The organism is Catenuloplanes japonicus (assembly GCF_000717135.1).
GTDB classification, from domain to species: Bacteria; Actinomycetota; Actinomycetes; order Mycobacteriales; family Micromonosporaceae; genus Catenuloplanes; species Catenuloplanes japonicus.
The window spans coordinates 24,039-45,903 of the sequence record NZ_JNXY01000018.1 but is presented as its reverse complement, the minus strand read 5'-3'; the positions used below and the strand labels follow the sequence as shown (position 1 = coordinate 45,903).

The 21,865-nt window shown below is 71.8% G+C and carries 19 protein-coding genes; 10 read left to right on the top strand and 9 right to left on the bottom strand.

Features of this window, described 5'->3' with window-relative positions; translation table 11 throughout:
- Window positions 1-10 precede the first annotated feature (10 nt).
- Window positions 11-805 carry a sensor domain-containing protein gene (locus OP04_RS24755; RefSeq protein ID WP_033342228.1) on the bottom strand — a complete coding sequence of 265 codons (795 nt, stop codon included), beginning with the start codon at window positions 803-805 and terminating at the stop codon, window positions 11-13.
- 243 nt (window positions 806-1,048) lie between these two features.
- Between OP04_RS24755 and glnA the strand changes: the two genes are divergently transcribed.
- The 3 genes from glnA (at window position 1,049) to OP04_RS24740 (ending at window position 3,181) form a co-directional block, all read left to right on the top strand.
- The gene (glnA, locus tag OP04_RS24750; RefSeq protein ID WP_033342227.1) at window positions 1,049-2,401 is read left to right on the top strand and encodes a type I glutamate--ammonia ligase; all 1,353 of its coding nucleotides are present in this window, start codon (window positions 1,049-1,051) and stop codon (window positions 2,399-2,401) included.
- Window positions 2,402-2,510: 109 nt separating this feature from the next.
- Window positions 2,511-2,783 carry a type II toxin-antitoxin system Phd/YefM family antitoxin gene (locus tag OP04_RS24745; protein ID WP_033342226.1) on the top strand — a complete coding sequence of 91 codons (273 nt, stop codon included), beginning with the start codon at window positions 2,511-2,513 and terminating at the stop codon, window positions 2,781-2,783.
- Window positions 2,780-3,181 carry a type II toxin-antitoxin system VapC family toxin gene (locus OP04_RS24740; protein ID WP_033342225.1) on the top strand — a complete coding sequence of 134 codons (402 nt, stop codon included), beginning with the start codon at window positions 2,780-2,782 and terminating at the stop codon, window positions 3,179-3,181. The genes OP04_RS24745 and OP04_RS24740 overlap by 4 nt, the downstream gene beginning before the upstream one ends.
- 6 nt (window positions 3,182-3,187) lie before the next feature.
- Here OP04_RS24740 and OP04_RS24735 read toward each other — a convergent pair whose 3' ends face one another.
- On the bottom strand, window positions 3,188-3,577 hold the full coding sequence (locus tag OP04_RS24735; RefSeq protein ID WP_051798901.1) for a hypothetical protein: 390 nt from the start codon (window positions 3,575-3,577) through the stop codon (window positions 3,188-3,190).
- Window positions 3,578-3,598: 21 nt separating this feature from the next.
- On the opposite strand from OP04_RS24735, the gene OP04_RS51970 reads away from it, so the two are divergent.
- Window positions 3,599-4,072, top strand: coding sequence for a hypothetical protein (locus OP04_RS51970; protein ID WP_051798899.1), 474 nt, complete (start codon window positions 3,599-3,601; stop codon window positions 4,070-4,072).
- A gap of 151 nt (window positions 4,073-4,223) precedes the next feature.
- Here the strand turns inward: OP04_RS51970 and OP04_RS54795 are convergent, their stop codons facing one another.
- Both OP04_RS54795 and OP04_RS24720 read right to left on the bottom strand, forming a co-directional pair.
- On the bottom strand, window positions 4,224-4,526 hold the full coding sequence (locus OP04_RS54795; protein WP_033342224.1) for a ComEA family DNA-binding protein: 303 nt from the start codon (window positions 4,524-4,526) through the stop codon (window positions 4,224-4,226).
- 421 nt (window positions 4,527-4,947) lie between these two features.
- Window positions 4,948-6,528 (bottom strand): AAA family ATPase, encoded by a 1,581-nt coding sequence (locus tag OP04_RS24720; RefSeq protein ID WP_051798897.1) that lies wholly within the window; start codon window positions 6,526-6,528, stop codon window positions 4,948-4,950.
- A gap of 106 nt (window positions 6,529-6,634) precedes the next feature.
- Between OP04_RS24720 and OP04_RS24715 the strand changes: the two genes are divergently transcribed.
- Complete coding sequence (locus OP04_RS24715) at window positions 6,635-6,859, top strand: TM2 domain-containing protein (RefSeq protein ID WP_033342223.1); 225 nt, start codon at window positions 6,635-6,637, stop codon at window positions 6,857-6,859.
- A 117-nt stretch (window positions 6,860-6,976) separates the two neighbouring features.
- Window positions 6,977-7,999: an ROK family protein gene (locus OP04_RS24710; RefSeq protein WP_232323729.1), complete on the top strand. Its 1,023-nt coding sequence runs from the start codon at window positions 6,977-6,979 to the stop codon at window positions 7,997-7,999.
- A gap of 538 nt (window positions 8,000-8,537) precedes the next feature.
- Here OP04_RS24710 and OP04_RS24705 read toward each other — a convergent pair.
- From OP04_RS24705 to OP04_RS24690, 4 genes are all read right to left on the bottom strand, one after another.
- The gene (locus OP04_RS24705; protein ID WP_033342221.1) at window positions 8,538-8,987 is read right to left on the bottom strand and encodes an SgcJ/EcaC family oxidoreductase; all 450 of its coding nucleotides are present in this window, start codon (window positions 8,985-8,987) and stop codon (window positions 8,538-8,540) included.
- 15 nt (window positions 8,988-9,002) lie between these two features.
- Window positions 9,003-10,502 carry a polyprenol phosphomannose-dependent alpha 1,6 mannosyltransferase MptB gene (mptB, locus tag OP04_RS24700; protein ID WP_157240285.1) on the bottom strand — a complete coding sequence of 500 codons (1,500 nt, stop codon included), beginning with the start codon at window positions 10,500-10,502 and terminating at the stop codon, window positions 9,003-9,005.
- Window positions 10,503-10,580: 78 nt separating this feature from the next.
- Window positions 10,581-13,628, bottom strand: coding sequence for a bifunctional [glutamine synthetase] adenylyltransferase/[glutamine synthetase]-adenylyl-L-tyrosine phosphorylase (locus OP04_RS24695; protein ID WP_033342220.1), 3,048 nt, complete (start codon window positions 13,626-13,628; stop codon window positions 10,581-10,583).
- Entirely contained in the window at window positions 13,625-14,398 is a 774-nt protein-coding gene (locus OP04_RS24690) for a type 1 glutamine amidotransferase (RefSeq protein ID WP_033342219.1), read from the bottom strand. Before OP04_RS24690 ends, OP04_RS24695 begins: the two co-directional genes overlap by 4 nt.
- A 105-nt stretch (window positions 14,399-14,503) precedes the next feature.
- Here OP04_RS24690 and OP04_RS24685 point away from each other — a divergent pair, with 105 nt between their 5' ends.
- The 4 genes from OP04_RS24685 (at window position 14,504) to OP04_RS24670 (ending at window position 18,331) form a co-directional block, all read left to right on the top strand.
- Window positions 14,504-15,550: a sugar ABC transporter substrate-binding protein gene (locus OP04_RS24685; RefSeq protein WP_085066733.1), complete on the top strand. Its 1,047-nt coding sequence runs from the start codon at window positions 14,504-14,506 to the stop codon at window positions 15,548-15,550.
- A 103-nt stretch (window positions 15,551-15,653) separates the two neighbouring features.
- Window positions 15,654-16,850: a GGDEF domain-containing protein gene (locus OP04_RS50065; RefSeq protein WP_085066732.1), complete on the top strand. Its 1,197-nt coding sequence runs from the start codon at window positions 15,654-15,656 to the stop codon at window positions 16,848-16,850.
- A gap of 93 nt (window positions 16,851-16,943) precedes the next feature.
- Entirely contained in the window at window positions 16,944-17,561 is a 618-nt protein-coding gene (locus OP04_RS24675; protein WP_033342218.1) for an RNA polymerase sigma factor, read from the top strand.
- Window positions 17,558-18,331 (top strand): hypothetical protein, encoded by a 774-nt coding sequence (locus OP04_RS24670; RefSeq protein WP_157240283.1) that lies wholly within the window; start codon window positions 17,558-17,560, stop codon window positions 18,329-18,331. Before OP04_RS24675 ends, OP04_RS24670 begins: the two co-directional genes overlap by 4 nt.
- Window positions 18,332-18,463: 132 nt before the next feature.
- Here the strand turns inward: OP04_RS24670 and OP04_RS24665 are convergent, their stop codons facing one another.
- Window positions 18,464-21,796, bottom strand: coding sequence for an AAA domain-containing protein (locus OP04_RS24665; RefSeq protein ID WP_051798889.1), 3,333 nt, complete (start codon window positions 21,794-21,796; stop codon window positions 18,464-18,466).
- Window positions 21,797-21,865: the final 69 nt, after the last annotated feature.

Sequence of the window (21,865 nt, the reverse complement as noted above, 5' to 3'; positions counted from 1 at the left end):
GTTGAGTCTTTCAGTCCGGGATCACGCCCTCCAGCAGCGCCATCTTGTCGATCGCCAGGTCCAGCGTCGTCTCGGCGTCCTCGGAGTCGATCGCGCCCTCCGGACCGACCGTCCGCAGCACGGACAGCATCGGCCCGACCCGGCCGACCGCGAGATAGCCGGTGAGCGTGCCCTCCTTGCCGCGCGCGACGATCCGCACCGCGTACGCCCCGTCCGCGCCGCCGTCGGTCACCTCCAGCTCGCGCAGCGAGATCGTGGCCGCGCTGCCGTCCTCCAGCGTCGTCTCGAACGCCTGGCAGTCCGTGACCGAGTCGCGGATCGTCTCGTAGGCCGCCGTCGCGCCGTCGTCCGTGAACAGCGACAGCATCTGACGCAGCAGCGGCGTACCCCCTGATGGGTTGATGGTGATCTGCGAGTCGGCCATCGCCTCGCCGGACGGCATCAGCTCCCACGGTGCGATGAAGAGCGTGCGGCACCGCTCGGCGCGCTCCGGCGGCACGGCCGCGGCCCGGGTGGGAGGCGGTGCCGCGGCCTCGGTCCGGTGCGGCGCCGGCGTGGGCGCGGACGCGGACGGCGTGGGCGTCAGGCGTGCGGCCAGGTCGGCCGTGGAGATCAGCGCGCTGGACAGTTCCGGCTGGTTGCCGGTCAGCGGCTCGCCGGCGGCGTTCGTCGGCCGCGCGTGCGGCCGCGGATCGTCGTCGATGTGGACGCCCATCACGTTGAGCGCCAGCAGAACGGCGGCGAGCAGCAATCCGAGCAGCAGGCCACCGGCGACCGTCAGGGGCCGCCCACTCAGGTGTCGCATGTGCGCTCCCTCCGTCTGAATGGTTCCAACGCCTATAAACCGGACAGGTTGCGCACATCGGCGTGTGTGGATGCGGCGTAACACGCGCGTAACCGAACCGGGAGACACTGGCGCCGCTGAGCGTGTTGGTGGGCTGGGGAACACCGTGCGCCAGGCCCTCCGGCCTAGGTGGGCGTAAGGTCTCCATCAGGCCATCCGACGGCCTTTGGTGATGCAGGCACGTCGTTGCGAGGGGTACAGAAGGTGGACCGACAGCAGGAGTTCGTGCTCCGCACATTGGAAGAGCGCGACATCCGATTCGTCCGGCTCTGGTTCACGGACGTGCTGGGAACGCTGAAGAGCGTCTCGGTCGCGCCGGCCGAGCTGGAGTCCGCCTTCGAGGAGGGCATCGGCTTCGACGGCTCGGCCATCGAGGGCTTCGCCCGCATCTTCGAGTCCGACATGGTCGCCATGCCGGACCCGACCACGTTCCAGGTGTTCCCGTTCGAGGGCGGCGTCAGCGGCGAGAGCGCGCGCATGTTCTGCGACATCCTGCTCCCGGACGGCTCCCCGTCCTGGGCGGACCCGCGCCACGTGCTGCGCCGCATGCTCTCCAAGGCCGCGGAGAAGGGCTTCACCTTCTACACGCACCCGGAGATCGAGTTCTTCCTGCTGGAGAACGGTCCGCTGGACGGCTCCGTGCCCACGCCGGTCGACACCGGCGGCTACTTCGAGCACACCACGCACGCGGTCGCGCGCGACTTCCGCCGGCAGGCCGTGCTCGCGCTGGAGCGGATCGGCATCTCCGTCGAGTTCAGCCACCACGAGGTCGCGCCCGGCCAGCAGGAGATCGACCTGCGGTACGCGGACGCGCTCACCACCGCCGACAACATCATGACGTTCCGGCACGTGGTCAAGGAGGTCGCGCTCTCGCACGGCGTCCGCGCCACCTTCATGCCGAAGCCGTTCACCGACCAGCCCGGCAGCGGCATGCACACCCACCTGTCGCTCTTCGAGGGCGAGCGCAACGTCTTCCACGACGCCAGCGACCCGATGAAGCTCTCCAAGGTCGCCAAGGCGTTCATCGCCGGCCTGCTCGTGCACGCGCGTGAGTACACCGCGGTCACGAACCAGTGGGTGAACTCGTACAAGCGGCTCTTCCCGCAGCAGCTGCCGAACCAGATCACCGAGTCGCCGGCCTACGTCTGCTGGGGCCACCTCAACCGCTCCGCGCTGGTCCGCGTCCCCGCCTACGGCAAGCCGAACTCGGCGCGGGTCGAGATCCGGTCGCTGGACTCGGCCGTGAACCCGTACCTGGGCTTCGCGGTCATGCTCGGCGCCGGGCTCAAGGGCATCGAAGAGGGCTACGAGCTGCCGCCGGGCGCGGAGGACGACGTGTGGTCGCTCTCCAACGCCGAGCGCAAGGCCATGGGCTACGAGGCCCTCCCGGAGAACCTGTCCGAGGCCGTCGAGGCCATGGCCGGCTCCGAACTGGTCGCCGAGGTTCTCGGCGAGCATGTCTTCGACTTCTTTCTGCGCAACAAGCGGTCGGAGTGGGAGCAGTACCGCCGCGAGGTCACGCCGTACGAGCGGCAGAGGTACCTGGGCGCGCTGTAACGTCCCGCGACCGAGCCCCGGACCCGATGGATCCGGGACTCGGTCGCGTCGGCACCGCCGGACATTTCCAGTGCCTCGTGTCCCATGCATGAGGCACTACGCTTCATGTATGGAGCAGATTCCGATCCGGGTCCTGGGCCAGGACGCCGCAGCGGTTCTCGCCAAGGTGGAGCAGGGCGAGGTCATCGAGATCACGAGCCAGGGCAGGACGATCGCACGGATCGTGCCCGCCGGCGCCGACTCCCTTACCGCGCTCATCGACTCCGGAACAGTGCTCCCACCCACCGTGACCGGGCCGTTTCCGATGCCGACAGTGGCGGCTGAGCCTGGGTCGGAGGCCGCAGCCCTCCTCTCGTCACTCCGCGAGGAGGAGCGCTGGTGATTTACCTTGACAGCGCAGCGTTGATCAAACTGATCCGCGTGGAAGAGGAGTCCGCCGCGCTCATCGCCTGGCTCAATGAGCGCGCGTCCGAGCCGTTGGTGGCCTCGGCGCTGGTTGAGGTCGAGGTGCCGCGTGCGCTGCGTCGCGCGCAGCCGGGTGTCCTGGGCAGCGTGGCAGGCGTCATTGCACGGCTTCATCGGGTGGAGATCAATGCTGCGGTCCGGGCAACCGCCGGCGCCTATCAGGATCCGCTGCTCAGGTCTCTGGACGCCGTTCACCTCGCTACGGCGGACCTGCTCATAGCGTCGGGGCAGGAGATCAGCGCGTTCGTCACATATGACAAGCGGCTCGCGGTGATCGCGGCGAGCGCCGGGCTGAACGTGGCCGCGCCCGCCTGAGCTGGGTCACTCGTCGGTCAGTGAGATCACCATGCGGCGTGCTGCTGCGATGATGTCGGCGGGGGCCGCGTCGGCGGGGCCGGTGACCAGGAGGACGGAACCGACCGCGTTGAAGACGGAGCGGATGTAGAGCGTCTCCGCCGGGGGTGCGCCGGGAGGCGCGAAGATGTGAACGATACGCGCGAACGTGTCGAGGACGCCAGGGCCGTCGTCGGCCAGGCGGCGATGTGCGGCCTGATTGGCCTGAGCGAGACGCTGGGCGTTGACGTGTTCCTCGGTGGTGGTGTCGAGCCAGCGTAGTGCAGCGACGCGGAGAAGGCCGGGCGTGCGTGGCTGCGCCTCCAGCCAGGCGGTGAAGGCTTCGATGTCGCGGAGGCGCTGTTCCAGCTGGCCCACGCCATCGCCAAGGAGCCCACGGTGGACGACGCGATCCGCCGCTACGAGCCGGCCATGCGCGCCCGCGCGGCCGGGCTCGCCGCCGGGGCGAACCGGGCGACCCAGGCGTTCTTCGGCATCGGTGTCGACGACGAGGACACCTATCAGGCCCCGGACACCTCCGCCGAACACCGCAGATATCACCAGAACGCGGACCGCTACCTCCACGGCCGCGCGCTCACCGGCGACTGGACGCTCACGTTCCAGACCGGCGGCGGTGAGCAGCGCGCCGACCTCAGCCTCCGCGTCACCGACGAGGGCGTGACCGGCGCGCTGGACGGCCGCATGATCGACGACGCGAGCGCGGACGGCGACACGGTCCGCTTCCGCGCGCGGATCACGTCCCCCTTCCCCGCCACGCTGCGCTGCGAGGCCTCGGTGGCCGGCGACACGCTGACCGGCCGCGCGAAACACCCGATGATGTCGATCGCTTTCACCGGCGCCCGAAAATCCTAAAAACAAGATCCAGTTTCTTTCCCGCTTCCAGCATGGTCCAGCAGCGTTGCTCCCGCGGGCAAACCTCGCGTCGGGCTCCGCTGGCGCTCCGCTCGACGCGAGGAGCCGGTCCCGTCGTGGTCCGGAAAACCCCTGGTGGTGCCCAGGCCCGTCAGACGTCGAGGATGCGGGCGTCCGGGAGATAGGGGGCGGCCCGGTTGTAGGGGGCCTGGGGTTTGTGGCAGGCGAGCAGGTTGGCCAGGCGGGGATGCTCGGTCAGGTCGACGCCGGCCGCGGTGGCGAACTCGTCGAGGTTCGCGAACGGGCCGCCGATCTCCCGCAGGTCGACCGCGCGGGTCGCGCCGGTGAGCGACACTCCCGGGAGGACGGACAGCTCCTCCGCCGTGGCCGCGTTCACGTCGACCCGGTCCACGAACGTGGGCGGCCGGGTGCCGGGCGGCAGCAACGGCAGCACCAGCTGGTCCTCGGCCGCGGGCGACGACGCGGCCGGGAGCCGGGGCGAGGGCGCCGGCTCCGCACGCCCGCCCCACGACGCCGAGCCGGACCAGGACCCCGAACCGGATCGTGATCCCGAACTAGCTCGCGTCCCCGGACCGGATCGCGAACCGGATTGCGACCCCGAGCCGAGATCCGACCCCGCACCGGACTGCGACGACAGGCCGGACTGCGGCCCCGGCCTCGCCGACGAGTAACCGGTCCGCGATGACAACGACGCACCGGATCGGGCGGCGGACTCATCGGACCGGGACGGCGACGCCGGCCAGAATCCCGGGCTCGCCGACCAGTCCGGATCCGGGGCGTCGTCGGAGTCGGGAGACGAAGCGGTAAAGCGCTGCCACCAACTCACCAGAAACCCCCCGCAACCGGTCCGGAGATCAGAACTCTACGGCCCGTCCGTTGCCCGCGCCCAGATCCCAGTCCTCCGGCGCGGTCGCGGCGACCGCGCGGGTGGAGGCCCAGGCCCGGATCGCTGCGATGCGTTCCGCCTGGGTCACGCTCAGCGGCACCGTGTTGGACACCGCGCGGACCAGATCGTCGCGCTGCAGCGGCCGCCGTTCCGCGAACGCGTCGTAGAGCGCCGCGACCACGCCCTGCTCGATCTCCGCGCCGGAGTAGCCCGCGGTCAGCTTCGTCAGCTCGAACAGCAGGTCAGGGGAGAGGTCGAGGCGCCCGGCGACGGCCGGATGGCTGAGCCGGCGGCTGAGGTGGACGGTCCAGATCGCGGTACGTTCCGGCCCGGTGGGCAGGTCCACGAAGAAGATCTCGTCGAACCGTCCCTTGCGGAGCAGTTCGGCCGGCAGCCGGTCGATGTCGTTCGCGGTCGCGATGACGAAGACCGGGCGCGTCTTCTCCTGCAGCCAGGTGAGGAACGTGCCGAACACCCGCGCGCCGGTGCCGGTGTTGTCCCCGGAGCCGGACGACGCGGCCAGGCCCTTCTCGATCTCGTCGACCCAGAGCACGCACGGCGAGGTGGCCTCGGCCGCGCGGATGGCGGTACGCATGTTCTGCTCCGACGAGCCGACCAGGCCGCTGAACACGCGTCCCATGTCGAGCCGGAGCAGCGGCAGCCCCCAGCCGGCCGAGACCGCCTTCGCGGTGAGCGACTTGCCGCAGCCGGGCACGCCGGTGATCAGCACGCCGCGCGGCGCGGGCAGGCCCCAGGCGGCGGCCTCGTCGAGCCAGGTGCCGTCGCGGCGTACCAGCCAGCGTTTGAGGTTCTCCAGACCGCCCACGTCGGCGAGCCCGGCGTGCGGCTCGACGAACTCGAGCAGCCCCGACTTGCGGACCGCCTGACGTTTCTCCTCGTGGACCACCGCGAGGTCGGCCGGCGCGAGAACCTGGTCGTCGACCATGGCGCGCGCGAACGCATTTTCCGCCTCGTGCAGCGTGAGGCCGAGCGCGGCCTTGGCGAACCGCTCCCGGTCGCCGGACGTGAGCGTGACCGTGATCCGGCCGGTCGCCACGTTGTCGTCGATCATGCGGTCGAGCAGCGCGCGGATGTCCGTCTCGGCCGGGAGCGGGAAGTCCAGGATCGAGACGTCCCGCTCCAGGTCGTGCGGGATGTGCAGCGCGGGCGCGAGGATGACCAGCGTGCGCGGGACCGGGCCGGCGCGGAACGCGGCCGCGACGTCGCGCAGCAGCCGGACGACCGCGGGGCCGAGCGTGGCGTGCAGGTCGCAGAAGACGAAGACGCTCGGCTCCTCCGTGCGCAGCGCCGCGACGATCGCGTCCTCCGGGTCGATCGCGCCGCGCCGGGCCGTGCCGTCGGGCTGGATCAGCCCGCTCGTCGGTGACCAGGTGAGCAGCGCCCGCGGGGTACGGACGAGTTCCGGATCGCGCGCGACCGCGGCGATCTCGGCCAGCGCACGGTGTTCCTCATATGACTCGACGTAGAGAATGGGAATTCGCGCACGGAACGCTTGGGAGAGATCTGCACGAAATCCGTCGGACGGCACGCACAGAAGATTAGCAATGAGCAGCGGGGCTGTTGCCTATGAGCACCGTACCCCGTTATTGTGCATCGATTTTTGCAGGTAACTCTCAGGTAGGAGATACACCACCATGTCCACCACCACCGCTGCCGGCCAGAAGTCCTGGATCGTCGCCCTTCTGCTGTGCTTCTTCCTCGGCACCCTGGGCGTCCACCGCTTCTACGTCGGCAAGATCGGCACCGGCCTGCTCATGCTGATCACGCTCGGCGGCTTCGGCGTCTGGACGCTGATCGATCTGATCATCATCGCCGTGGGCAGCTTCAAGGACAAGCAGGGCCTCCCGCTCGCCCGCTAAATCTTCGAACGGCCCCCGGGACGATCGTCCCGGGGGCCGATTCATCTCCACCGGAGAAGATCGTCGGTACGATGCGGGTCAGGGTTCCGGCGTACGGGCGGAGGCACGATGGTCTTGGTGAACGGTCCGGTGGTCGTCGGCATCGACAACGGCGGCACCGCCAACAACGCGACCATCCTCACGGCGGCCGGAGAGTTCCTGGTCGATCGCATGGTCGAGATCCCGAGCCTGGTCAAGCAGGGCCCGGAGGCGGCGGTCGGCGCCCTCTCCGACGCGCTCGACAACATCCTGAAGGTCACCGACGTGCCGCGCGAGGCCGTGGTGGCCGTCGGCCTGGACACGCCCGGCCCCGCCACCGCACACGGCGTGATCTCGCAGAAGGGCTCGACGAACTTCTCCGAGCCGGAATGGCACGGCTTCGACATCCGCGGCGCGCTGGAGGCCCGGCTGGGCCTGCCGGTCGTCTACAACAACGACGGCAACGCCGCCGCGCTCTACGCCCACCACGTCTACTTCGGCGCCAAGGCGGCGGAGACGTCGTCCATCTCCGCGATCGTCGGCACCGGACTCGGCGGCGGCGTGGTCGAGGACGGCCAGGTCGTCAAGGGCGCCGCGGGCATGGCCGGCGAGCTCGGCCACGTGACGATCCCGCTGCACGGCCTGATCGAGGACGACCAGCCGCTCCCGCTCTGCAACTGCGGCTTCACCGGCGACTCGGAGAGCATCGCGTCCCTGACCGGCATCGCGAAGAACCTGCTTCCCTACTGGCTGACCCGCTACCCCGACCACCCGCTGCACGCCGAGCCGTCCGTCCTGGCCGCCGCGAAGAAACTGCGCGGCATGGCCGAGTCCGGCGACGAGATGGCGCTGCGCGTCTTCGCCCAGCAGGCCACCGCGATCGGCCGCCTCTTCACCGTCGCCGCCAACTTCACCGACCCGCACGCCTACTTCGTCGGCGGCGGCGTCGTCGAGACCCAGCCCCACTTCCGCGAGTGGTTCATCAAGACCGTCCGCGAACACACGCTGCTCCGCGCCGAGCAGGCCGCCGTCGCCACCTTTGCCCTGGTCCCCGACCTGGACATGGCCGGCGCCCGCGGCGCCGCCATCGCCGCCCTGGAACTGCACGCCCCATCGGACTGAGAGCCAGATCAAGATCTAGTTCATTTTCCCGCTTCGCGGTGGTTGCGGTCCGCATGCTCCCGCGGGCACCGGTCGTCGCCGGCGCTCCTCCCTTCCGCTCCCGCGCCGCACCGGTTTCGCGCAAAGACCTGTCCGGGCGGTTGCCACCATCGCTGCCGCGGCACGCGACGCGCCTCGACCGACGCGAGCACGGCGGGAGCCGCGCGCTCTTTCCGGTGCCACGGCGGAACCGGCTCCGACGCCGGGAGGCAAGCGGAGCGCCGGCGGAGGCTTGGCGGACGGCGAGGTTTGCCCGCGGGAGCAACGCTGCTGGGCCACGCCGGAAGCGGGAAAGCAAGATCTTGATCTGGGTTGCCGTCTTCTGATCGGCGCGGATTCCGGCGGTGAGGCGCGGGGCCGGACCAGCGCGCCGGCGGGCTCGGGGTCTGGGGTCGTCCCCAGGCAAGCTCAAGCGCCCGCGGGAGCAACGTTGCCGGACCGCGCCGGAAGCGGGAGGATCAAGAATTTTCTGCACCTGGCCGCGCCCGGGACGCCGTGATCAGGCGCCCGCCAGCTCCGCCGTGTGAGCCTCGGCCAGATCCGGCCGCTCGTGATATTGCGCCGGCGTGTTCTGCAGGAGTGCGACCCGCCACCCCGTCGCCGCACGCACCGCCACCAGCGACTGCACGGCGTTGAGCGCCGGATGTGCCACCTCCGCGCCCGGCGGCAGCATGCCCGCGATCGCGGACAGCAGCGCCACCCGGTCCGCGAGCGGCCGGACCTCCCGGACCTTCCAGACATAGGCCGCGGTCGCGTGGCCGGAGAAGATCGGCTCCAGGTGGGCGGGGATCTCCGCGGCCGGCACCTGGCTGCCGTCGAATCCGATCAGCAGGCCGTGGTCCGCGAAGAGGGCGGCGAAGGCGGCGGCGTCACGCGTGTTCCAGGCCGTGAGCACGGCGGTGTGCAGCGCGGTCACGGCCCCCTCGGACGAGAACGAGTTCGAATCCATCAGCCGATGGTGACACTATGCGGTGCTCAGCTGCCGTTCTTCGCGTAGACGGCGGTACAACCGGACCAGGAACCAGACGGAGAACGCGAACATCAGCGGCGCCCCGGGGATGCGGGTGAAGTACGCCAGGCCGGTGCCGTCCGGCATGATCAGGAACAGTCCGCCGATGGTGGCGAACGTCAGGCCCAGGAGGCCACGGCCGGACGCGGCCGCGATCGCCAGCAGCGTGATCGGCCAGGCCATGTACCAGATGTTCACGACCGGGGAGAGCGCGAGCGTGGCCGCCAGCGCGAGGCCGGCGTGGTGCAGCACCGTCGCGTCGGTCTGGTCGCGGCGGGCGCGCAGCCAGACGACCACCAGCACCGGGATCAGCAGGACCAGGCCGATCACCCGGAACGTGTTGATGAACTTGAAGCGGATGCCGACCATCCGGATCAGCCACTCGATGGTCAGGCCGAACGAGGTCGGCGGCGACTGCCACACCACGGAGTCGCCGGTGCCGGAGAGCGCGGCCAGCCAGCCGAGGTCGAGCCCGGCCGCGACCGTGGTGACCGTGAGTACGCCGACCGCGCCGGCCGTGAGCACGCCCGCGACCGGCCAGAGCGCGCGCCAGCTGAACGGCGCGCCGAGCGCCAGCAGCGCCGCGAACGGGAGCACCACGATCGCGGTGCCCTTGACGCCGACGGACAGGCCGATCAGCACGCCGGCCGCGGCCAGCCGCCACCACCAGACGGCGTGGCGCCGCGCGGCCGGCCGGGGCGTGACCGCGAGGCCGGCCAGGAACAGCCCGATCATGAGCGCGTCGTTGTGGGCGCCGGACAGCAGATGGATCGCGACGAGCGGCGTGGCCAGGCCGAGCCAGAGCGTGCGGGCCGGGTTCGCGCCGGCGCGGCGGGCCAGCGCGGGCAGGCTCACGGCGGCCAGCAGCAGGCCGATCACGGCAACCGTGCGGAATCCGGCGATCGATTCCCAGAGTGTGCCGGTGACGTGCGCGACCAGGCCGGCCACGGCCATGAACACGGCGCCGTAGGGCGCGCCGGTCTCCCGCCACATCGGCGTGACCAGGTCCAGCCACTCGCAGGGCAGCGCGGCGACGCCGTGGCGATAGGGATCGATGCCGGCCGCGAAGACCTCACCCTGGCAGGAGTACGGATAGACGTCCCGGCTGGCCAGCGGCGGCGCGACGATGAGCGGCAGCGACCACAGCGCCGCGGTCACCGCGACCCAGCGCACGGTCATCGCGCCGGCCAGGGCCCGCCACCACGCGAAAGCGATCAGAATCACTCCGGCGAAGTACGCGATGACGGACGCCGGACCGTTCTCCGCGTGCCAGATCGTGACGGGCGACACCCACTCCGGCTGGATCACCGGGAGCGCGCCGCCCAGGTACGCCGCGGTCGCCAGCAGCACCGCGCCGGCCAGCCCGGCCCAGCGGGCCAGGTGGAGCGGCAGACGCGACGGTGCGTCGGCCGGCGCCGGGGCGGGCGGGGACAGGGCGGTGGTCTGTTCGGACACGGTGAGGTCTGCTTCCGGATCGGCGGCCATTGCCGGGAGAAAGGCTAAGCCACCCGTGCACGACTCACACGGCACACGTCACCCTTCGAGCACGTGTTCGGTCGCGGCGCGCGCCCGGCGGGTGGTCTTCAGGTACTCGTCGACGAACTCCTGCGGGTCCTGCGCGCCGAGCATCTGGACCACACCGGCCAGCTCCGGGCCGTGCCGGGGCAGCTGGTCGGTGGGCCGGCCGCGGACCAGCGTGAGCGCGTTGCGGACCTCCGCGGCCAGCGTCCAGCCGGCCCGGAGCGCGGCCGTGTCCGCGTCGTCGACCAGGCCCGCGTCCCGGGCGGCGTCGAGCGCGTCGAGCGTGCGGGTGGACCGCAGGCCGGGCACCGCGTGCGCGTGCCGGAGCTGGAGCAGCTGTACGGCCCACTCCACGTCCGCGAGGCCGCCGCGGCCGAGCTTGGTGTGGGTGGCCGGGTCGGCGCCGCGGGGCAGCCGCTCGTTCTCCACCCGTGCCTTGATCCGGCGGATCTCGGTGACGTGCTCGCGGCTGAGCCCGCCGTCCGGGTAGCGCAGCGTGTCCGCGAGCGCGAGGAACTCGTCGCCGAGCGAGACGTCGCCGCAGACGTACCGGGCCCGGAGCAGCGCCTGCGCCTCCCAGACCTTGGACCAGCGCTCGTAGTACGACCGGTAGGCGGCGAGGCTGCGTACCAGCGGCCCCTGCCGTCCCTCCGGGCGCAGGTCCGCGTCGATGCCGAGCGGCGGGTCGTGCGCGGGCATGCCGAGCAGCCGGCGCAGCTCCTCCGCGATCGCGTGCGCGACTTGAGAGTCGGAGGACTGACCGGCTGCACGATCGGACGCCGGCGCGTCGAAGACGAACAGCACGTCCGCGTCCGAGGAGTAGCTCATCTCGTCGCCGCCGAGCCGGCCCATGCCGATCACGGTGAACCGCAGGCCGGGGCGGGTGTCCTGGGCCTCACGGGCGACGCGCAGCGCCGCGGCCAGCGTGGCGTCGGTGACGGCGGAGAGGCCGCGCGCGACGTCCTGCATGGCGGCGGGCCTGGCCGGGGCCAGATCCTCCGCATTGGCCAGGACGTCCGCGCAGGCCAGGCGCAGCAGTTCCCGGCGGCGCAGCGCGCGGACGGCCGCGATCGCCTGTGTGAGGTCGGCGGACAGGTGCCGGGTGGCTGCGGACATGAACCCGGGCTCCAGCACCTCGCGGGTACGCGGCGTGAGTTCGGCGTCGTCCGCGAGCAGCCGCAACGCTTCCGGGTCGCGGGCCAGCAGGTCGGCCGCGTAGCGGGACAGACCGAGCAGCCGGGCCAGGCGGCGCACGACCGGTCCCTCGTCGCGGAGCAGCCGCAGGTACCAGGGTGCGCTGCCGAGCTTGTCGGAGAGCTGGCGGTAGCTGAGCAGGCCGCGGTCCGGCTCGGGCGCGTCGGCCAGCTCCTCCAGCAGCACCGGCAGCAGCGTGCGCTGGATCGCGGCGGTCCGGGACAGGCCGCCGGTCAGTGACTCGATGTGCCGCAGCGCGCCGGCCGGGTCCGCATAGCCGAGCACCTGGAGGCGGCGGCGGGCCGATTCCGGGTACATGCGCAGCTGCTCGGCGGGTACCCGGGCGACGGACTCCAGCAGCGGCCGGTAGAGCAGCTTCGCGTGCAGGCGGCGGACGCCGGCCGCGTGCGCGACCCAGTCCGCGCGGAACGACTCGACCACGTCCCGGCCGGGCAGCGGCGCGTAGCCGAGCGACTGGGCCAGCCAGCGCTGCGCGTCCGTGCCGGCCGGCACGGTGTGCGTGCGGCTCAGGTGCTGCAGCTGCAGCCGGTGCTCGACCGCGCGCAGGAACCGGTAGCCGCGCAGCAGCGTCTCGCCGTCCTGCCGGCCCACGTATCCGCCGTTGACCAGCGCGCGCAGCGCCGGGACCGTGCCGCCGACGCGCAGCGACTCGTCCACCCGGCCGTGCACGAGCTGGAGCAGCTGCACCGCGAACTCGATGTCGCGCAGGCCGCCGGGGCCGCGCTTGATCTCCCGGTCCTTCTGCTTCGGCGGGACCTGGTCGATGATCCGGCGGCGCATCTTGCGGATGTCGTCGACCGCCTCCGGGCGCTCGGCCGCGTGCCAGATCAGCGGCCCGAGCTGGGCGAGCCACTCCGCGCCGAGCTCCGCGTCGCCGACCGCGTGCCGCGCCTTGAGCAGCGCCTGGAACTCCCAGGTGCGCGCCCACCGGTGGTAGTAGGCGAGGTGGCTGGAGAGCGTGCGGACCAGCGGGCCACGGCCGCCCTCCGGGCGCAGCGCGGCGTCGACCGGCCAGGCGACCTGGCCGCAGATCTCGATCAGGCGCGCCGCGACCGTGGTGCCGGCGGCCAGATCCTCGTCACCGCGGCACACGAAGATCACGTCGACGTCCGAGACGTAGTTGAGCTCGACCGCGCCGCACTTGCCCATCGCGATCACGGAGAGGCTGGGCTCGGCCGGGACCTCGGAGACCGCTATGTCGTACGCGGCGCCGAGTGTCGCGTCGGCCAGCGCCGTGATCGCGGCCATCGTCTGCTCCAGGCCACGGCCCGCGGTGAGGTCCGCGGCGGCGATCCTCAGCAGCGCGGCACGGTACGCCCGGCGCAGCGCCGGCACGGTCGGCGGCCCGTCCGCGCCGAGGTCGAGCGTGCCCTCCGCGGACGGCGCGACACCGTTCTTCTCCGTGCGCAGCACCTGCCAGCGGTCCGGGTCGGCGACCAGGTCGTCGCCGAGCGAGCTGGACGCGCCGAGCACCGAGAACAGCCGCCGGGCCAGGCCCTTGTCCCGCCGCAGCGTGCCGAGCAGGCTCTCGTCGACCGGCTCCTCGTGGTGCCGGTGCAGGTGCAGCGCGCGGCGCAGCCGGCTCTCGGCGGGCGGGGGCGGCGTCTCGGCCGGCGGGTGGGCGCGGCGCTCGGCCTCGACCACGCGGTGCAGCTGGCGGAGCGCGAGGTTCGGATCCGCGGTCCGGGACAGTACGGTGAGCAACTCGCCCGCGCCCTCGTCGGCCGGTTCCTGGCCGTCGGTGTTCCAGAGCCCGAGCCCGCCCAGCAGATCTGCCGCCTTGGGGCCGGCGTCGGTGAGCGAGAACCCGTAGCGGGCCAGCCGCGCGCTCGTCGGCCTCGTCATTCCTGGCCCAGCAGCGGCAGCGGGCGACCGGGCCCGGCGCCGTGCGGGGTGCCGAGCGCGAGCGCGGCGAACCGGGCGGCGAACGGCTGCCAGATCTCCTCCACGTCGGCGAGCGCGGCCGTGCAGGCGTCGATCACGACGTCCGGCGCGTAGCCGAGGTCGGCCAGCAGCCCGGCGTCGGACGCGGTCCAGCCGGCGATCATGTCGGTGTCGCACTCGATGTGGAACTGCAGGCCCCAGGCCCGGTCGCCGAGCCGGAACGCCTGATGCGGGAACCGGGTGGACGCGGCCAGCAGCACCGCGCCGAGCGGCAGCTCGGTGATCTCGTCGAGGTGCCACTGCAGCACGTCCGGCAGCAGCGGCACGTACCGGAACAGCGGGTCGTTGTCGGCGGCGTCGCGGCGGCCGATCAGCCCGGGGCCGATCTCCGGGCCGGACGGGCTGCGGATCACGGTGCCGTTGTGCGCGGTGGCCAGCAGTTGCGCGCCGAGGCAGACCGCGAGCGTCGGCGTGCGGAACCGCACCGCCTTGCGCAGCAGCCCTTCCAGCGCGGGGAACCAGGGCGCGCCGGGCGTGCCGTCCTCGGCCGGAAAGGCGCTCTGATCACCGCCGAGCACCACGAAGGCGTCATATCCGTCGAGCGTCTCGGGCAGCTCGTCGCCCGCGTGCGGCCGACGGATCTCGAGTGTCAGGCCTGCCTCGGTCAGCCACTCGCCGAGTCGCCGGACGTCGTCCGCAGGATCGTTCTCCACTACCAGCGCCGTACCCACGTGATGAGGTTATCGGTTTCCGGGTGGTTTCCCGTGTGCACCGCCCGCGCAGTCTGATCCGCCGAATACGACAAATCATGTTTTAAGAGTGTGAAAGATGGTGGCATGAGACCCACTCGCCGCCGTCTGTTGCTCGGCCTCGCGGGGCTGGCGGCGTTCACCGCGTGCGACGATCCGCGCGACGAGGGCACGCCGACCATCGCCTACGTGGTGCCGGACACCGCCTCGAACTTCTCGGTCGAGATGGGGCTCGGATATCAGGCCGGCGCCGCGCGCGTGGCCGGCGTGCAGTCCTCCGTCTCCGGCCCCGAGGTGGTCGACGGGCCGCGGCAGGTGCAGCAGTTCCAGGCGCTGACGGACAACCGGATCGACGGCATCTCGGTCACCACGCTCTCGCCCGAGCTGTTCGCCCGCCCGATGGCCGAGGCCGCGAAGGCCGGCGTCCAGCTGATCGCGGTCGGCGTGCGGCCCGCGCCCGCGTCCGGCGTGCCGCTGCTGGTCAGCAACGACAACTACGAGCTGGGCCGGATGCTGGCCGACGAGATCATCCGGCGGCTGCCCACGGACACGACCGGGACCGTGGTGCTCGGCACGATCGCGCCCGGCGTGCCGACCATGGACTTCCGGACCCAGGGCATGCGCGACCGGTTCACCGAGAAACTGCCGAAGATCACGGTCACCGGGCCGTACGACACCGCGCAGGACGTGCCGGCCAACCGCGCCGCCTGGGCGCGCCTGGCGACGGCGAACCCGGACGCACTGGCGTTCATCGGCAACGGGGACCCGGACGCGTACAACCTGGCGTCGGTCCGGACCGAGCTGAACGGGACGTGGCTGTCCGGCGCGTTCGACCTGGACGCGCAGACGCTGACCGCGATCCGGGACGGGCACCTCACCGCGGTCGTCTCGCCGGAGCACTACCTCAAGAGCGCGGTCGCGGCGTGGATCCAGGCCGAGCACGCGCTCAGCGGCGAGTCGCTGCCGGAGGGCTGGGTCTACATCCCGGGGCTGCCGGTCTCCGCGGAGAACGTCGAGTCGATCATCATCCGCCAGGCGTCCGCGGAGGCGCGGGCGCAGCAGCTCGGCGCACAGGTGGAGGCGATCAAGGCGGGCCTGCCCGCGGGGATCCGGCCGATGACGGACGCGCGCTGAGGCCGGCCCGAAACGTCTCAGCCGACGGCGGGGCAGACCGATCGGTGACCTCACAGGGCCGCACACACCGCAGGGCCGCACGAGTCGCACGGGAGGTGGCCGCATGCCGGCGCGTTTTCCCGGCGGGCGCGGCGTTGCCCGGGTGGCCATCGCGGGCCTGGCGCTGAGCCTGCTCGCGCTGGCCGCGCTGGCCATGGCCTCGAACCTGATCATGCAGCGCGCCACGTCCGGCGTGGGCCGGTTGAACCAGATCAGCGACGAGTGGGGCCAGGTCTTCCAGAGCCTCAACGCCGAGCAGGACGCGATGCGCGACTACCTGCGGGCCGGCTCGGACGTGGGGCGCAAACCGCTCGCCTCGACGATCGGCGGCGGTGAGCAGAATCTGCTCTGGCTGGCGGAGAACGGCGACGCGGACGACCGGCTGGTGGTGGCCGTCATCCTGCCCGCCTACCGGTCGTACGGCCGGACGCTGCGCCAGATGATCGAGCTGGGCGACGACGGCGCGTCCGCGCAGGTGCAGGCGCAGGCCGGGCAGGCCGACCTCGCCGAGCAGGCGCTGCGCAAACAGATCTCCGCGCAGATGGACCGGATCAGGCTGGAGACCACCGGCTTCCTGGAGGAGGCGGAGCAGCAGAACGACCGGCTGCGCGCTACCTCGCTGGCCATGATCGGGGTCGTGCTGCTGCCGCTCGGTCTCTCCGCCGCGGTGCTGCTGGGCTACCAGCGCCGGATCGAGCGCCAGGCCGAGGCCAACCGCTACCAGGCACTTCACGACCCGCTCACCGGCCTGGCCAACCGGTTGCTGCTCCACGAGCAGACCGATCGCGCGGTACGGGAGGCCGCGCGCCACCAGGACCGGATCGGGTTGTTGCTGATCGACCTCAACCGGTTCAAGGAGGTCAACGACACGCTCGGCCACGCGGTCGGCGACGTGCTGCTCCAGCAGGTGGCGGAGCGGCTCAAGGGCGCGGTCCGCGACTCGGACACGCCCGCGCGGCTCGGCGGCGACGAGTTCGCCGTGCTGCTGCCCCGGTTGTCCGCGCCCGGGGACGCGCTGCTGGTCGGGCGCCGGATCGCGGAGTCGTTCGCCGAGCCGATCGTGCTGGATGACGGGCAGGTACTGCGTACCCACGGCAGCATCGGCATTTCGATCTTCCCGACCGACGCCGCGGACGCGTCGCAGCTGCTCCAGCACGCGGACATCGCGATGTACGTGGCGAAGCGTGGCCGGCTCGGTCCGACCATCTACACCGCGTCGCTGGAGGAGCCGACCCTCGACGGGGAGCCCGCCGCGCTGTAACACTTTCCCGCCGTCCGGCGCTGTCACTGAGGGACCCCACGTCCACCAGGCAGCAAACCGGCATTTTGGGCATTTTGGGCGCGGAGGTCGTTGATGCAGCAACCGGAGGACGTCGACGTCGCGCTGCGCGCCGCGCAGGCCGGCGACGAGGAGGCGTTCCGGCTGCTCTACCGGCTCCAGCAGCCGGCCCTGCTGCGCTACCTGCGCGTGCTGGTCGGCGACGACGCGGAGGACGTGGCCTCCGAGGCCTGGCTGCAGATCGCCCGCGACCTCCGCGGCTTCAGCGGCGACTGGGACGGCTTCCGCGGCTGGACCGCCACCATCGCCCGGCACCGCGCCATGGACAGCCTGCGCGCCCAGCGCCGCCGCCCGGTCTCCGCGCTCCCGATCGAGCACCTGCCGGAATCCGTCGTCAGCGTGCTGGAGGACACCGCGGACCGGGCCATCGAGCTGATCGGCACCGAGGCCGCGGTCGCGCTGATCGCCGCACTCCCGCGCGACCAGGCCGAGGCCGTCATGCTGCGCGTGGTGATCGGCCTGGACGCGAAGGCGACCGGGCGCATCCTCGGCAAACGCGCCGGCGCGGTGCGGACCGCCGCCTACCGGGGCCTGAAGACGCTGGCCGAACGCCTCTCCACGCCCGCGCCGCCGCCCCGGCCCGCACCCCGGGTGACACATTCCCCGGCCCCGGCGCTGAGGGAGGTGAGATGAGCATGGACCGGGAATCAGCGGAGAACCTCCTGCGGGAGGGCCGGTTCCGCCGTGCCCGCGACCCGCTGGCCGAGCTGCTCGCCGCCGCCTCCGTGCCCGCCCCGACCGACCGCGAGCTGCCCGGCGAGGCCGCCGCGCTGGCCGCGTTCCGGTCCGCACCCGTGCCCCACCGCTCCGGCACGCTCTCCCGGCTCCTCACCGCGAAGATCGCGGCGTTCGGACTGCTCGCGGTCGGTGGCGTCGGCGGCGTCGCGCTCGTCGCCGTGGCCGCGCCGCTGCAGCACCCGGGCGAGGGCACCCGGCCGGCCGCGTCGGCCCGGTCGCAGAGCGGCACCACGCAGGCGCTGCCGCCGGTCGCGGCCGCGCCGCCGTCCTACGGTTCTCCGGCACCTCCGGCCCCCGACCCGTCGGAGCAGGCCGGCGGCCGCAGCACGCCGAGCCCGCGGCAGCTCTGCCGCGAGCTGACCGGCATGGACGACGGGCAGCGCGACCGCGCCCTGCGCGACGTCCGCTACCACGACCTGGTCCGCGACGCCGGCGGCACCGACCGGGTCGCGACCTTCTGCCGCGACCGCCAGCCCTCCTGGTCCCCCTCCTCGCAGAACCAGTCCCGCACCGACCCCCGCGACAGCGGCCGCAGCCCTCGCAACGGCAACGGCTCCCGGTCCGATGATCCATCCCGTGGCAGCGGGCAGAACGGCTACCCCGGCGGCAGGCCGAGCACGCCTCCCAGCGTCTCGTCGGCCCCCAAACCCCCGCCGCAGGGGTAGCTCCGGCGCCGGCGGGGGTGAACCACGGCAGCGTTCACCCCCGCCGGTCGCCACTCCGAACAGCAGTCCCGCGGGCGTCCCTAACCCCGCCCGCGGGACTGCGCCTTCTCCGCACCACGGACCGCGGCCGGCTCACGCACGTCGGCGCGGTGCCGCCGTCGTTCCCGCAGCGCGTCGTTGCTGCCCCGCCGCGCCGAACACGACATCCTGCGACCAGTGGCCGTGGCCGTTCGGCCGCCATCGGGGGCATCGCTCCGAGTAGCAGCGCCAGAACCAGACCCCGGTCTTTCTCCGGCGAAGCGCGACGTCGTTCCCACCGCAGGCGCCACACGGCGGCGGCCGGGAGAAGTCCTTCGCGTGTTCGTGATCGAGCAGCTTCCGTGCGAAGTGCGACCCTCGCATGGTCACCATCACCTCGCGGGTCCACGACTGCGAGAGCACGTTCAAGCTGCCGAGGAGCACGACCTGCTCGTCGATGACCACGATCTTCTGGTGCATGACGTTGACCTCGACGACGGTGTGCAGCACCGATCGCAGATCGGAGAGGAACGTCTGGTGCTCGGGCTTCCGCTGCACCTGATCGCTTTCGTCCCGGACGAACAGTGTGACGTGCACACCGCGATCGACGGCGTCGCGCAACATCGGCAGGATCGTCCGTACCCGCTTGGTGGTCCAGGGCGCCCACAGCCAGATCGAGCGCCGGGCGGCGGCGAGATGATCGGCGAAGGTGGCGTAGAACTCGCGCTCGTCCCCGATGTCGGAGACCCGGACGTGCTGGGCGAGCAACTCCGCGAGCTCTCCGGTGAACGTCTCGGCCAGCACGGCCAGCTTGTCGCGGGGAGTGCTCGCGGGGCTCACCAGTTGACTCGCGCGGACGACGCGGGCTCGTCGCTGCTCGATCAGCCTGGCGACGTGGCCGAACGGAGAGTGAGGCATCGCGGCGGTGAGCCGGCTTCGGCTGCCGATGAGGTACAGCCGATGCTGGGCGCGGGTGATGGCGACGTTGAAGAGGCGGATGCCATCGAAGAGGTAGGCGTCCGTCCCCCTGCCGGCCTTGGCCATCCAGCGCTCTGCGAAGGCGTCCTCGACCAGGTCGAAGACGACGATCGGGAACTCACGGCCCTGGAAGCGGTGGGCGGTGCCGACCTCCGTGGTGAGCGACGATCCCGTCTCGTGGTCGCGCAGGGCTTCCAGCGTCGCCTCGACCTGCCGGCCGTACGGTGTGACGATCCCTGTCCGTTCGCCCCTGCTCTGGTGATAGTCGGACAGCACCCGGGCCAGGAGCGCGCCGGCAGGCCACCATCCCCTGTGCAATCCGTCCGGCCTGACACGAGCGATCTCCCCGAGATCGTCGACGTCGATGAACACGATCTCGGGATCGTTCGCGGGATGTGCCCGGACGGAGTCTCCTGCGGTGAGCCGACCGTCGTATGCGATCGCGTTGGCCAGCTCCATGATTTCCGGCCCGAACCGATGCTGAACGTCAAGCATCGTGCAGCCCGGGTGCCGCTGGGCGTCGCGAGGGTCGGCGATCCGGCAGTGTGCGAAGGCGCTCGGATGGAGCCAGGTCTTCACGTCCGGCCGGTCCGAGTCCTTGACCTGCTTGTTGTCGATGATGGCGCCCAGCTGCATGAAATCCCCGAGGAGCACCGCGGCCCGGGTCGCTCGGGAAACGGCGAGCAGCACCTCGGGCAGGTTCGCGGCGCCGACCTCATCGACGAGCACGACATCGTAGGGGCCGTCCATCAGCGGCCTGCTGGTGCGGAGCCGCGCGAGCGTGGTGGCTACCAGCCGGGCGCCACGAATGATCTCGCCCTCGGCATCGCGGCTCAGCCGTGTGTAGTCCTCCTGAACCTTCGCGTACTGCTGCTCCAGGCGGTGCTTCTCGGCCTCGGAGGTGCCGGCCCGAGTCCGGAGCATGTTTGCGCGGGCGAGGAGCGCCGGTAGCCCGCGTCGGTCCGCATCGGCGACCAGGACGCGCTGCGCTTCGGTCGGGCCGCCGGCCTCGGCGGTAAGAAGACGCTGCTGCGCGGTCTCGCGTGCGTTCCCGGCCGCGTCGGCGAGGTCGCTCAGGCGTGTTGCCTCGCGCCGCGCCGTCCCCAGCGCGGACTCCGCACGATCGAGGTCCGCACGTCCGCATCCCGCCGAATCGGTCAGCTCCCGGGCGAGGTCGATGGTACGGCGGCGTCGGCGGCCGAGGAGTTCGTTCGCCTCCCGCGCGCGCAGTTGTGCCTCCTCGGCGTGCGACCTGGCCTGGCTCAGATCCTCGGCCAGTCTTCGCAACCGGCCGCGGTTCGTCAGGCGGGACAACCGGTGCGTACCGGTCAGAGCCTGGATCTCGGCGTCGATGAGGTCGGCCTGATGGCGAGCGCGAAGCGCTTGGGCGGCCTCCCCGTCCGCGGCGGCCTCCAGATCGATGAGGTCCTGCTGGATGTCGTCGATCCGGCTGTACGCCTGTCGCGCGGGTTCGAGCGCCTCCCAGGCTCGTTCCGCGTCGGCAAGGCTGCTGCTCGCCTCCTCGGCCGCGGATCGGGCCGATCTCGATGCCTCGCGGGCGTCCGCGGCCGCCAGGGCAAGGCCGGGTATCGCGGCGGCTGCGGCCACGACGCGTTTCGCAAGGTGATAGGCATCGGCCGCGAAGCCCGTGAGTGAGATGTCCAGCCGGGTGAGTTCGTCGCGCTCCGCACGGATCCCGACCAGTTGCTGCTCGATCTGGCTACGGCTCCGGGCGACGGCTGCCAGTCGCTCGTCCACCAGGGCCGGGAGGCAGACATCGGCGTGCGACATCACCTCGGGATGGTGGGGAGGGCCGACGCGTAGCAGGTCGCCGCGCTGGTGGCGTCCGCTCTTGATCGCGCCGAGCAACGCGTTGTCCACGGCGATGTTGGTTGCCGAGACCAGGAGGACTCGTTTGCCGTCGCGGACCAGCGTGTCGATCGCTTCGGTGATGACCCGCGTCTTGCCGGTCCCCGGAGGTCCCCAGACCATGTGCACGCCGCGGCCCAGGCAGGCGGAGTAGGCCGAGTTCTGCGCCGGAGTGAAGCCGCTGATCTGCCGGGTGACGGGAGGCGCCGGTGCGAGCCTGCCGGCAGCGAGATCATGAGCCAAGCCGGCATCGCCGAGTCCGGTGATGCCCTCGCGTAGCTTGACCAGCAGGTGCGTGGGTGGTTGCTTGATCTGCCAGAGCTGCGGATCGTCCAGGTCGGCGAACTGCGGCGCGCGGAAGCGGATCGTCTCGCCCTCCAGCACAGCCTCCAGCACCGGATGCGCGGTACCGGACTCTGGACCCGCCGGCCCGCACAGCCGTAGCGACTCGACCTGATCCAGGCCGGAGAAGCGCGTTCCCCGGAGATCTACCGAGAACCATCCGGGCTCTGCCGGCCGGGCCTGCCCGATCACCGATGCTTTCCCGGACCGCCGCGGGCCGCCCTCGGCGGTGATCCAGAAATCCAGCGCGGTGACCACTGAATCGCGCCAGTCCGGCAAGGCCGACCTCCATCACGACTCGGCGAGCGAACCGCGATGACATTACCT